The following is a 12703-nucleotide window of genomic DNA, read 5'->3' as shown; positions in this document are numbered from 1 at the left end:
ACGAAAGATATGGCAGGCAGCGTCAATAAAGTAATTCTGGTTGGTAATTTGGGGGCAGATCCGGAAGTTCGGCACATGCAGAACGGGAAACCTGTCTGTAATTTGAGAATTGCCACATCTGAAAACTGGAATGACCGGGCAACGGGTGAACGCAAAGAAAGAACAGAGTGGCATCGTGTTGTTATCTTCAACGAAGGCCTGTGCCGTGTAGCAGAAAACTACCTGCGTAAAGGATCCAAGGTTTATCTGGAAGGGCAACTTCAGACCCGTCAGTACGAACAGGATGGCATTACTAAATACTCAACCGAGATTGTTCTGCAGGGCTTCAATTCAAACCTTACCATGCTTGACAGTGCGGGGGGGCAAGGTGGTGGCCAGGGCGGCGGCTTCGGCGGCGGAAATAACAATAACCAGGGCGGCGGTTTTGGTGGTGGTAATCAGGGCGGTGGCTTTGGCGGCGGCGGTCAAGGTGGCGGTTTCGGTGGTGGCCCATCAGGCGGCGATTTCGACGACGATATCCCGTTTTAGGATTTTGTATAGAAAACAAAAGAAAAGCCCGCACTTCAATGCGGGCTTTTTTTTGATCTGATCCTTGTTATTCTATCCTCATAATAAAAAGAAAATCCCGACTGAGACAAACGGGGTAATCAGCAGAATTAGGGGAGGATAAAATGGCTTCACAACGACTGGATATTCCCTTTCGTGGAATTGAGGACGTCAAAAAGTTCGAGGAAATTCCAGAGGAAAACTGGCTGAGAAACAACACTGTTTATGATGCGTTTTGTGAAACTGCAGAAAGGTTTCCAACAAAGGATGCGTTGATCATTCAGCCAATGGGTGATCCCTTAGGAGAGGGGAAGCACATTACTTTTAGGGAACTGAAGGGTAAAATTCATCAGACCGCCAACATGTTTTTGGAAGCTGGCTTGGCGCCAGATGAGTCTGTAACAAACCTCCTCCCCCTGACTGCTGAGGCGTATTACACCCTATTCGCGGCCGAAAGTGTTGGGATTATCAATTCTGTTAATCCGATGCTGGAGCCAGAACATATTGTTGGCATTATGCAAGCGGCCAAAAGCCGTATTCTGGTCGCCCCAGGACGTGCCCTTAGCGCAGAGATCTGGGAAAAAGTTGAATATATCATTAGGCATCTTCCTGAGCTGAAAGCTGTGATCCTGCTGGGTGGAAGTTCTGAATGTGATGGCGAGTTTATCAAGCCATTTACCCAAACAATGGAAGTTCAACGATCTGAAAGGATAAAAGGTCTGCCAGCCCGCAGTCTGGATGACATTGTTGGATATTATCACACAGGAGGAACAACGGGGGTTCCAAAATTGGCTCCGCATACCAACCGGATGCAACTGCTGCAAAGGGCTGGTACGGGTTTCCTTCTTGGATATAGCGAGAAGGACACCATGATCGGGGCCCTTCCACTGTTCCATATCAGTGGATCAATTGTCGTTGGCATGGTGCCATTACTTATCGGCGTTACCCTTGTGGTACCAAGCCCTATTGGATTTAGGGATCCTCTTGTCGTAGGGAACTACTGGAATCTGGTTGATAAGTTTTCGATTACTGTCTTAGGAGCAGTCCCGACTGTACTATCGGCGCTTTTGAATATTCCTGTTGGGGATGCGGATGTCAGTACTTTGCGTATTGGCGCAACAGGCGGATCCGCCGCGCCGGTTGAAGTCTTGAAAGAAATCACTAAAAAATCTGGTGTGATGATGGCTGAAGGCTATGGCATGACAGAGGTGACGTCATTCACCACCCTTATGCCACGTGATGCAGAGCCAAAATTTGGTTCCATCGGTGTGCGCCAACCTTATGTAGATGTCAAAGCTGTCATTCTTGATGATGCTGGCAATATTGTGCGTGATGCAGATGTGGACGAAATTGGTGTTATCGTTATGAAAGGCACGACTGTAATGCCGGGTTACGTGCAATCAGAGCACAATGCCAAAGCCTTTACCAGTGACGGATGGATCAATAGTGGTGACCTCGGGCGTGTTGATAAAGATGGTTACATCTGGCTGACCGGTCGCGCCAAAGACCTGATAATTCGAAGCGGTCATAACATTGACCCTGCTTTGATTGAAGAGCCTTTACATGAGCATCCAGCAGTTGAACTTGCAGCGGCTATCGGTCGCCCTGATAACTACACTGGTGAGATGCCCATTGCTTATGTTCAGTTAAAACCGGGCATGTCTGTAACGGAAGATGAGCTGAAAGAATTTGCGAGAGAACGCATTGTTGAGCGTGCCGGCAACCCAGCTGAGATCAACATCATCGATGAAATGCCGCTTACAGGTGTTGGTAAAATATTTAAGCCCGCCTTGCGGATGGAGGCTACAGAACGTGTTGTAAAGCTAGAGCTTGCGAATTTCGAAAATAGTAGCGGCAATATCGATGTGGAAATGGAAAACCATCCAAACTTTGGCCTAACCGCCCGCCTTAAAGTCAGCGGTGGGAAAAATGAAGAGTTGGAAAAGGAAATCCACCATAAAATTGGCGCCTACACATTCCACCACGAGATAGACTGGATTTAATCAGCGACTTTCTTTGAAAAGGCTCTTCACTAGAAGGGCCTTTTTATTTGTTGACTGAATTTTCAATTAATAATAACCATATGGTTATGGAACAAAATGGTTATGTAGAGGCATCTGTAAATCTAGATGCTGTATTTCATGCTCTGGCGGATGGAACGAGGCGGGCAATTTTAACTCGTCTTATGAACGGGGAAGCGTCCGTAAGCGAAATTGCGGAGCCTTTTGATATTAGTCAGCCTGCTATTTCAAAACATTTAAAAGTCTTGGAAAAAGCAGGTTTGGTTGAGCGGAATATCGACGAGCAGCGGCGTCCCGCTAAACTGAAGGCTGAGAACTTGAAAACTGCGGTTGGCTGGCTTGTAGATTTCAGACCGTTATGGGGGACCAGTTTCGACCAACTTGATGAACTGCTTATTCAAATGAACTCGAAACAAAATGAGGGGGAATAAACTATGAATGACTTGCCTGTTTTCAGTTTTACGCGGGATTTTGATGCTCCGGTTTCGCTGGTATGGAAAGTGTGGACCGAAGCTGAGTATTTGGCAAAATGGTATGGCCCAAATCTGGAAACTGTTATCCACAAATTCGATCTTCAGCCGGATGGGGAATGGCTGAACGAAATGAAGTTTCCAAATGGGTCAAACTTTCAAAAAGTGATCTTCAAAGAAATAGTGCCTGAACAAAAACTTGTTTGGCATCATTGTTCTGCGGATGAAAACTGGAACGTGACTGCAAACCCCATGATGCCAAATTGGCCGCGTATTCTTCTGACAACAGTTACTTTTGCCGAAAAAGAAGGCAAAACATCTGTAACCTTGTCTCAGGTGCCGGTGGATGCGACACCTGGTGAAATAGAATGCTTTGCCCAAATGAAAGAAGGCATGAAAGGCGGTTGGGGGGCAGGTTATTCCCTTATAGATGAGTTGTTGGAAGAGATGAAAATTGGACAATAACTATTTGAGGTGGCGGGTTTTATACACGCCATTTCAGTAGATACTTCTCTGCGCGCCCAATAAGCCAGCTGACGGTTAGTCCCATAATGGAAAGCATGGTCACGCCAGCCACTAACTGATCCATAGCCATCAGGTTACCTGCAAGCAGAATATAGGCGCCAATACCATACTCAGCACCAATCATTTCTGCGGCTACCAGAAGAATAATGGCGATAGAGGCGGAAATCCTGAAACCCGATAACATGGCGGGCAGGGCACCTGGTAAGATGATCTTCCTGACGATCGACCACCAGCTAAGATTAAAAGACTGACCCATCCGAATGAGGCCGCGGTCAACGTTATCTACGCCCCCGTAAACAGCAATCACAGTTGGAAAGAACGTACCAAACAGAATGGTTGCGATCTTCGATTCTTCACCGATCCCAAACCAGATAATAAATAACGGCAGAAGGGCAATTTTTGGGATCGGGAAGATCGCGGCTACAAAGGGGACGATCCCCCCGCGAGCAAGGGTAAAAAGCCCTGCAGCGACACCAAATGTGACACCAAGGAGGGTTCCGAAAAACCAGCCTATGATCAATCGTTGCAATGACGCGCTAATATGTTTTCCCAAATCACCACTTTCTGCCAGATCCATAAAGGCTATAAAGGCAGAAGAAGGTGCGGGCAGAATCAAGGGGCTGATCCATTCAAGTCTGGACCCTGTTTCCCAAAAGGTGAGTAGACACGCAAAAACAACTGGCGCAACCCATCTGGATTGGCGCGGATTAAAGCCACCACCCCGATAGGGAACTGGTTTGGAGTGTTTTGTGTCAGGCATTCGTCAGCTCCTGATCTGCGGCGATGGCTTCTTCGCGCATGAGTTCCCAAAGATAGGATTGTTTGTCGCTCAACAAGGCTTCATTGTCTTGGCGCTGATCAAGTGGGATGTCGATATCCACAATTTCCCGGATGCGACCTGGGCGGCGTGACAGAACAACAACTTTATGGCCCAAGCGAACGGCTTCATTCAGATTGTGAGTGACATAAACGGCCGTGTATTTTTCTTTAAGCCATAGATCGACAAGATCATCCATCAAGAGTTCACGTGTTTGGCTGTCGAGGGCGGAAAGGGGCTCATCCATCAGCAAACATGCAGGGCGAACAGCAAGAGCGCGGGCAATGGCAACACGTTGTTTCATTCCGCCGGAGAGTTGTTTGGGAAGGGCGTTCGCGAAATCTGAGAGCTTTGTGCGTTTCAGGACATCAGAAATAATGTCATCTGCGGCGCTCCCCTTGATCCCATGATCTTCCAACACCAAGCTGATATTCCCGGAAACGGTTCGCCACGGTAGAAGCGCGAAGTCCTGAAATATGTAGGTGAGGGGGTTTAAACTATCCTCGGGCGCGTCACCGATTTGAAAGACCTTTCCTTCAGTTGGCTGTTCAAGGCCGCCAATGAACCGGAGAAGCGTCGATTTTCCGCAGCCTGAAGGCCCAATGATGCAAACAATTTGCCCAGACTGAATATCAAGTTCGATATCGCTAAGTACATCCGTCGTATCGTAACGATGGGTAATATGGTCAAGCCGAAGATCCATGGAAAAACTGCCGCTTTACTTGGTAAGGAGAAGGGGGCTGATAGCCCCCTTGGAGTTTGGATTAGTTGATTGTTTTTACGAAACTTGCATCAACCATTTTGTCGATTGTTAGGCTTTTAGGTGCCAGTTTGTTGTCCTGGAACCATTTAAGCTGACGTTCTACATCTTTAACGTTCAAGGCCGCACCTTCGTTCAGGTAAACTGCACCTGCTTTAATGGATGGAGCTGCTTTTTCACGTGGGCGGCTTGTGTATACATATTTGTGGATCAGATCGACCATTGCTTCGGTCGCGGCTGGGTCTTTATCCTGATTTTGCATAACAGCGTGATAATCCGCGATACCTTTCGAGTAGGCCTTCAAGAAACGTTGCACAACGTCTTTACGGTCTGTTGTATTTTTCGTGGAAGTAAAGATCGTTGTCACCTGATAGTCACTCATGTCCTGAATTTTGCCGATAACTTTTACGGCTCCACCACGAGCAAGTGCGGATGCGATATGCGGAACGATCGCCATGCCGTCAACCTGACCAGACTTCAAGGCACCGATCATGGCACCCACTTTTTGAAGTGGTTTCAGTTGCATGTCTTTCGTGGTAAAGCCATTTGCTTCAGAAATAATACCTGCCATGTAGTGGAAGGATGATCCTTGCTGGGTCATGGCCCAGCTACGACCTTTCAAGTCAGCAGGTGTTTTAACGCCTTCATCATAGGCTTTGTTCGATACGATGATGGTGTTGCCAGGGGCACCTTTTTTCTCTGACATCAGTCCGCCAATAACTTTAAGTGCGCCTTTGTCCGCCAGGCTGTAAAAACCACCGCTAAGAGCTGTCACACCAAAATCAATGTCACCAGATGCAATAGCGACGGCAATTGGCTGAGCAGCTTGGAAGAATTTCAGTTCAACATCCAGTCCTTCTTCTTTGAAGTAACCTTTTTCAACGGCAATAAAAGAAGGCGAGTGTGATGTGAAACGAAGGGCACCGATGGTGATTTTATCAGCGGCAACTGCACCGCTCATCAAGCCAACCATTGTTGCAGCGCCAGCGGCGGCACCCAAAACAAGGCGGCGTGTCATTGAGATAGATTTTAAGGGGTTCATTTTTTCCTCCCGATACTTCGATTAATTTTCCCCGAGCCTACGAAATAGGTGGAGGTCAATCAATTAAATTCGTGGGCGGAGGTGGATCAACGTACGGGCAGGGCAGTCGTGAATTTGATTTCTTCCATGGCAAAGTTGGAACTGACATCACTTAAAGGAATAGCAGTGATCAACCGACGGTAAAATTCATCATATGATGCGATATCTGGCACAACGACTTTCAGAAGGTAATCTACGTCTCCGCTCATGCGGTAAAATTCGGTAATTTCCGGAAAGGTTTCAACGGCGCGGGCAAATTTCTCAAGCCATCCCGTTTCATGAGACGCTGTTTTGACGTTTACAAAAACTGTAACGGGAAGCCCAACCTTATCCCGTGAGAGCAGAGCAACATTGGCGCGAATGATGCCTGCTTCTTCTAAAGATTTGATCCGCCTCCAGCAAACAGTACGGGAACAACCGACAATTTCCGCAAGATCATTGACGGGTGTTCTGTTATCGGTCTGCAATTGTCTCAGAATTTTCTTATCAAGTGCATCCATGAAACGTTTGTTCCTAATAATTAAAATATATTGTGAAAATATTCCCATTTAGGTGTGTTGTTTGTCAAGAATAAGGAAATAATTTCAGATGAGATGCGGGAAACTAATTCTAGAAATTATCTCGTGATGGAGCGTAAAATGTCTGGTCTTAAAAATATTTTTACCGAGCACCCAAATTCTGTAAATGAGACCTATACTGAGCACATGTATATGTCAGGCAGCTTTGCGATCTCTCTTTTCGCCGCCGCATTTTGTGCAACGGTTCATGCTATACTTCCATTTATGTTTGAGAAAACTGCAAGTGGAATCATCAACAAACTGCACGCTAGAATGGTGACAAACCGCGTTGTAAAAGCGCCATTTGAAGAGCGCGGTAAAGTCGTCAGCTCTTAAAGCTCAAGATGAAAGCCGTTGACCTGCAGCGGCATACATCGCATAAATCGCCCATGGAAATGAATTAAATGGGGGATTAATCGATCCTAAATCCATTGGATCGATAAACAGTCAATGCGACCTATCCTTTTTGTAAATGGCGCGGTTCTTTCAATCATATCTCTGCCTTTGTTGCTGATTGAAACACTGAACAGAGGGGCGGATTTGCCGTTCCTCAAGGCCTTTACGGTTATCATTTTTGTCGGTGTTGGTCTGATGCTCGCCGCGCGTGGTGGGCAGGTCAACTTCTCCCACAAACAGATCTTTATCCTCACGGCTTCAATTTGGCTGGTCCTTACATCCGCCGCAACCTTGCCCTTTTATATGTATGGTATGCCTTTGGCGGATGCCGTGTTTGAGGCGACATCAGGGATCACCACAACAGGGGCAACCGTTCTTGAGGGGATGGACTACCTTCCCCATAGTTTGTTGATGTGGCGCGCTTTCCTGCAATGGCTGGGTGGCATCGGTATCGTTGTGACAGCCATTGCCATGCTGCCGTTTCTGGGTATCGGTGGTATGCAGCTTTTCAGGACTGAAAGCTCCGAAAGCTCTGAAAAAGAGCTGCCGTCAGCGGCGAAACTCGCGTCCACCACATTATGGGTCTATATAGGCCTGACAGTTGCCTGTGCGATGGCATACTTGGTCGAAGGTATGACTGTTTTTGATGCCATTGCCCATTCGTTTACAACGGTGGCAACGGGCGGCTTTTCTACCCACGATGCGTCAATCGGGTATTTCCAAAATCACTGGATTTACTGGACCTGTATTTTATTTATGTTCTTGGGAAGCGTGCCTTTCCTTTGGTATATCCGGGCCATTCGGGTGCGACGCTTCAATAGTGAACAGCTAAAACTTTATTCCATTTCACTTGTCATCATCATTACGATGCTGGTGCTTTGGTTGGTGTTTCGCAAAGATTTCACTTTCTATGATGCGCTATTGCATGCCACATTTAGTGTCATTTCTGTGGTGACAACATCCGGGTTCGGTATTTCTGATTACTCTGCATGGGGCGGTTTCTCTGCGTTGCTGTTTTTTTTCCTGATTTTCTCAGGCGGGTGTACCGGCTCGACAACGGGCGGTATTAAGGTTCTACGCTTTATTATCAGTGCAAAAATGATCCGTCAGATCATTCGAAAGCAAGTCTTCCCAAACGGTATTTTTGCTGAGAAATATGAGGGTAAGAAAATTGAAACCGGCGTTTTTACGGGTGTTGCTAGTTTTGTTTTCGTATTCATCGCAACTTTTGCGGTGTTTGCCGTTATCCTGATGGCATTGGGGATGGATTTTAAATCAGCGGTTAGCGGGTCCGCGGCTGCGATTACCAACGTGGGGCCGGGAATTGGTAACATTATCGGCCCCGCCGGAAATTTTGCAGATATTCCTACGGCAGCCAAATGGATACTATCCCTTGAAATGATTTTGGGACGACTTGAAATCTTCACGCTTCTCATCTTTTTAACGCCCCGTTTCTGGCGCGAATAACCTTGACAGTAAAAAGCCCCTTTCGGATGGGCTATTCGCACTTGCAATAGGTTGCGATGCCGTTCAATATCTTGTAGAAGTTAAGGTCAATAAACGCCACATGGCGGAAAAAGACTAAAGAGTAGAAATGCAAGATCCGGTCGAGGGAGATCCGGGTCTTTTTAACGATCTGGAAGTTTGCTTTGAACGACACAACCGCGACACCTACCGATAAAGATATCGTTCCTGTCACAATCGAAGAGGAAATGCGCAAATCCTATCTGGATTATGCCATGAGCGTGATTGTCTCACGTGCTCTTCCGGATGCACGTGATGGTCTTAAGCCAGTTCACCGCCGTATTCTTTATGCGATGTATGAGAACGGCTATACTTCTGATAAGCCATTCCGCAAGTCTGCTCGTGTCGTCGGTGACGTAATGGGTCGTTATCATCCTCATGGTGATAGCGCGATTTACGATGCAATGGTTCGTTTGGCGCAGGACTTCTCCATGCGCCTTCGCCTTATCGAAGGGCAGGGTAACTTCGGCTCCATGGACGGTGATAAAGCCGCCGCCATGCGTTATACTGAAGCACGCCTTCAGAAAGCTGCGGAAAGCCTGATTGATGATATCGACAAGGAAACTGTCGATTTTGCAAATAACTACGACGATTCCGAACAAGAACCCACAGTTCTACCAGCGCGTTATCCGAACCTTCTGGTAAATGGTGCAGGCGGTATTGCGGTTGGTATGGCAACAAATATTCCACCTCATAACTTGGGTGAAGTGGTGGATGCCTGTGTTGCTTTGCTGGAAAAACCAGAACTCACACCAGAAGATCTTCTGGAATATGTTCCAGGGCCAGATTTCCCAACAGGCGGTACAATTCTTGGACGTTCAGGATCTATCAGTGGTCTGACAACGGGCCGCGGCTCAGTAATTATGCGCGCCAAAGTGGATATCGAAGAAATCCGCAAAGACCGCCATGCCCTGATTGTTACTGAAATTCCGTATCAGGTAAACAAATCCCGTCTTGTAGAGCAAATTGCCGATCTGGTGCGCTCCAAGAAAGTGGAAGGTATTGGGGACCTTCGTGACGAATCTGATCGTCATGGTGTGCGCGTTGTTGTTGAATTGAAGCGTGATGCGGTTGCTGAAGTTGTCTTGAACCAACTTTACCGTTTCACATCACTGCAAACATCATTTGGCGTTAATATGCTGGCGCTTAATCGCGGCAGACCTGAACAAATGAACCTGAAGCAGCTTCTGGAAGCCTTTATTGATTTCCGTGAAGAAGTTGTAACTCGCCGTACAAAATACCTCCTTCGCAAAGCGCGGGAGCGGGCCCATGTATTGATCGGTTTGGCAATTGCAGTTGCCAATATTGATGAGATCATCAAGGTTATTCGCGGTGCGCCAGATCCGGCGACAGCGCGTGCGGAATTGATGTCCCGAGATTGGCCGGCAACTCAAATTGAAAGCCTGATCCGTCTTGTAGATGATCCAGAATATCCTATCAATGATGATGGAACATATCGTCTGTCTGAATTTCAGGCGCGTGCCATTCTTGATCTGCGTCTACAACGCCTAACGGCTCTTGGGCAGAATGAAATTGGTGATGAACTGACAGGTCTTGGAACCAAGATCCTGGATTATCTTGATATTCTGTCAAGCCGTGCCCGACTGATTGGCATTATTGAAAATGAGCTTCTCGAAATGAAAGAGAAGTACGCAACACCTCGTCGGACAGTTATCGAAGAAAACGAGTTCGAGCATGATATTGAGGACCTGATCCAGCGTGAGGATATGGTTCTGACAGTGAGCCACAAGGGTTATATCAAGCGTGTACCACTTTCCACATATCGTCCACAGCGCCGTGGTGGTAAGGGCAGGGCAGGTATGCAGACCCGCGATGAGGATTTTGTAACGCAGGTCTTTGTGGTGAATACTCACACACCTGTTCTTTTCTTCTCCTCCTTCGGTCGCGTCTACAAGATGAAGGTGTATCGCCTGCCACTTGGTTCTCCGCAGAGCCTTGGCAAAGCGATTATCAATCTGTTGCCGCTTGAAAATGGTGAAGTCATCTCCACCATGATGCCGTTGCCGGAAGATGAAGAGACTTGGAATGATTACGAGGTTATGTTCGCTACAGGCAAAGGTGGTGTCCGTCGTAACCGTCTGAGTGATTTCTCTAACGTGAAATCCAACGGTAAGATTGCGATGAAGCTGGATGATGATGACGAACTTATCGGCGTCCAACTTTGCACGGATCAATCAGACGTTCTACTGGTGGCTCAGGGCGGTAAGTGTATTCGCTTCCAGGCTACCGATGTTCGTTTGTTTAAAGGTCGCGACTCATCTGGTGTCCGCGGCATGAAGCTGGCCGCTGGCGACAGTGTTATTGGCATGTCTATTCTTGGGCATGTTGACGTGGAAACAGAACAGCGTGATGCATATCTGAAGGCACGCCGCTCCGTCGATGAAGACGGTAACGTCACTGATTACGCAGGCCTTGATGAAGCGCGTTATCAGGAACTTCTGGAAAAAGAAGAGGTTCTCTTGTCCATTACTGAAAATGGGTATGGCAAGCGAACAAATGCATATGAATACCGGGTGACAAACCGCGGTGGTCAAGGGATTATCAATATTGAAACATCCGCGCGCAATGGACAGGTTGCCGCGACATTCCCGATCACTGAGGACCATCAGATCATGCTTGTTACAAATGGTGGCAAGTTGATCCGGACACCTGTAACAGACATCCGCATTGCGGGACGTAACACACAGGGTGTAACCCTGTTCAAGACTGCCGAGGGAGAAAAAGTCGTATCTGTAACCGCATTGGAAGAGGCGAAATCTGACTCTGATGATGAAAATGGGGACGATTATGAGCAGGAAAATGGGGCTATGACAGAAGCCCCTGATAATGGCGATACTGCCGAAGAGTAATTGGTGCGAATTTGATTGAAGCTAGCATAGAAATAGCGAATCTGAAAGGAACCCCCTCATGTCAACAGAACGCGTAGGACTGTACCCCGGTACTTTTGATCCCATAACTTTGGGACATTATGATATTATCAAACGGGCGGCGAAATTGGTCGATACATTGGTTATCGGTGTCGCCATGAACCCTGGAAAAAACCCACTTTTCTCTGTCGAAGAGCGGGTTGAGATGGTCAAGAAAATGACCTTGGAATTTCCAGGAACTAACTTTGAAGTGAGACCCTTCAATAATCTGCTGATGCATTTTGCGGAGGAATGCAACGCCAGCATTATTGTCCGTGGTCTGCGGGCTGTCTCAGATTTTGAATATGAATTTCAGATGGTCGGAATGAACCGCCGCTTGAATTCTGAAATTGAAACAGTATTTCTGATGGCATCTGATCAACATCAGTTTATTGCCTCCAGCCTTGTGAAAGAGATCGCATTTCTGGATGGTGATATTACAAAATTTGTCTCGCCTGAGACAGCCAAGAGTATTGTGGAGCGGGTGGCAAAAATCCGCACCGAAAAAGGTTAAGTTAAACATTGCCCGTTAATGGCAAACAGGAGCAACGAAATGTCTGCAGATCTTGAAAACACGCTGTATCTTGAATTGAAAGATGGACGTGTTGTGATCGAAATGCGCCCCGATCTGGCCCCAAATCACGTCGCACGTATCAAGGAATTGGCACGTGAAGGCTTCTATGATGGAATTGTTTTCCATCGTGTGATCGACGGCTTTATGGCTCAAACTGGTGACCCGCTTGGAAATGGTACTGGAGGTTCCGGTCAGAATCTGGATGCAGAGTTTTCAGGTGAAGCACATGTAGAAGGTACGTGTTCTATGGCGCGTGCTGCACATCCAAACAGTGCTGACAGCCAGTTCTTTATCATGTTCGCGCCTGCTCCTCATTTGGATAGCCAGTATTCAATCTGGGGTCAGGTTACAGAAGGCATGGAACATGTTCATAGCATCAAAAAAGGTGATGGTATGATGAATGGTTCTGTGACTGATCCTGACAAAATTGTCAGCATGAAAGTCGCGGCTGACGTAGCTTAACTATAGAAATTTCCATAATGGGATGCAGCGAACGGCCTTCATT

General features: G+C 47.2%; 13 protein-coding genes. 9 read left to right on the top strand and 4 right to left on the bottom strand.

Annotated features, from left to right (window positions below; genetic code table 11):
- Positions 1-9 precede the first annotated feature (9 nt).
- From ssb to GUA87_RS12475, 4 genes are all read left to right on the top strand, one after another.
- Complete coding sequence (ssb, locus tag GUA87_RS12490; protein ID WP_193716871.1) at positions 10-528, top strand: single-stranded DNA-binding protein; 519 nt, start codon at positions 10-12, stop codon at positions 526-528.
- A 143-nt stretch (positions 529-671) separates the two neighbouring features.
- Positions 672-2549, top strand: a complete 1878-nt coding sequence (locus GUA87_RS12485; protein WP_193716870.1) for an acyl-CoA synthetase — start codon at positions 672-674, stop codon at positions 2547-2549.
- 47 nt (positions 2550-2596) lie between these two features.
- On the top strand, positions 2597-2998 hold the full coding sequence (locus tag GUA87_RS12480) for an ArsR/SmtB family transcription factor (RefSeq protein WP_227711852.1): 402 nt from the start codon (positions 2597-2599) through the stop codon (positions 2996-2998).
- Positions 2999-3001: 3 nt separating this feature from the next.
- A complete protein-coding gene (locus GUA87_RS12475) occupies positions 3002-3502 on the top strand; it encodes an SRPBCC family protein (RefSeq protein WP_193716869.1) in 501 nt (166 codons plus the stop codon).
- Positions 3503-3521: 19 nt separating this feature from the next.
- Here the strand turns inward: GUA87_RS12475 and GUA87_RS12470 are convergent, their stop codons facing one another.
- The 4 genes from GUA87_RS12470 to GUA87_RS12455 form a co-directional block, all read right to left on the bottom strand.
- Positions 3522-4322 carry an ABC transporter permease gene (locus GUA87_RS12470; protein ID WP_193716868.1) on the bottom strand — a complete coding sequence of 267 codons (801 nt, stop codon included), beginning with the start codon at positions 4320-4322 and terminating at the stop codon, positions 3522-3524.
- Positions 4315-5082 carry an ABC transporter ATP-binding protein gene (locus GUA87_RS12465; RefSeq protein WP_193716867.1) on the bottom strand — a complete coding sequence of 256 codons (768 nt, stop codon included), beginning with the start codon at positions 5080-5082 and terminating at the stop codon, positions 4315-4317. The genes GUA87_RS12470 and GUA87_RS12465 overlap by 8 nt, the downstream gene beginning before the upstream one ends.
- Before the next feature lie 61 nt (positions 5083-5143).
- The gene (locus tag GUA87_RS12460; RefSeq protein WP_227711851.1) at positions 5144-6181 is read right to left on the bottom strand and encodes an ABC transporter substrate-binding protein; all 1038 of its coding nucleotides are present in this window, start codon (positions 6179-6181) and stop codon (positions 5144-5146) included.
- 86 nt (positions 6182-6267) lie between these two features.
- A complete protein-coding gene (locus tag GUA87_RS12455; RefSeq protein ID WP_193716866.1) occupies positions 6268-6720 on the bottom strand; it encodes an Lrp/AsnC family transcriptional regulator in 453 nt (150 codons plus the stop codon).
- 138 nt (positions 6721-6858) lie between these two features.
- Here GUA87_RS12455 and GUA87_RS12450 point away from each other — a divergent pair, with 138 nt between their 5' ends.
- From GUA87_RS12450 to GUA87_RS12430, 5 genes are all read left to right on the top strand, one after another.
- Entirely contained in the window at positions 6859-7113 is a 255-nt protein-coding gene (locus GUA87_RS12450) for a DUF6356 family protein (RefSeq protein ID WP_193716865.1), read from the top strand.
- A 114-nt stretch (positions 7114-7227) separates the two neighbouring features.
- A complete protein-coding gene (locus tag GUA87_RS12445; protein ID WP_193716864.1) occupies positions 7228-8640 on the top strand; it encodes a TrkH family potassium uptake protein in 1413 nt (470 codons plus the stop codon).
- Positions 8641-8822: 182 nt separating this feature from the next.
- On the top strand, positions 8823-11567 hold the full coding sequence (gyrA, locus tag GUA87_RS12440; protein WP_227711850.1) for a DNA gyrase subunit A: 2745 nt from the start codon (positions 8823-8825) through the stop codon (positions 11565-11567).
- Between the two features lie 58 nt (positions 11568-11625).
- Complete coding sequence (gene coaD, locus GUA87_RS12435; RefSeq protein ID WP_193716863.1) at positions 11626-12138, top strand: pantetheine-phosphate adenylyltransferase; 513 nt, start codon at positions 11626-11628, stop codon at positions 12136-12138.
- A gap of 39 nt (positions 12139-12177) precedes the next feature.
- On the top strand, positions 12178-12660 hold the full coding sequence (locus GUA87_RS12430) for a peptidylprolyl isomerase (protein WP_227711849.1): 483 nt from the start codon (positions 12178-12180) through the stop codon (positions 12658-12660).
- Positions 12661-12703 lie beyond the last annotated feature (43 nt).

It is taken from the genome of Sneathiella sp. P13V-1 (genome assembly GCF_015143595.1).
Classification (GTDB): domain Bacteria; phylum Pseudomonadota; class Alphaproteobacteria; order Sneathiellales; family Sneathiellaceae; genus Sneathiella.
This window is presented reverse-complemented; position numbering and strand designations above follow the sequence as displayed.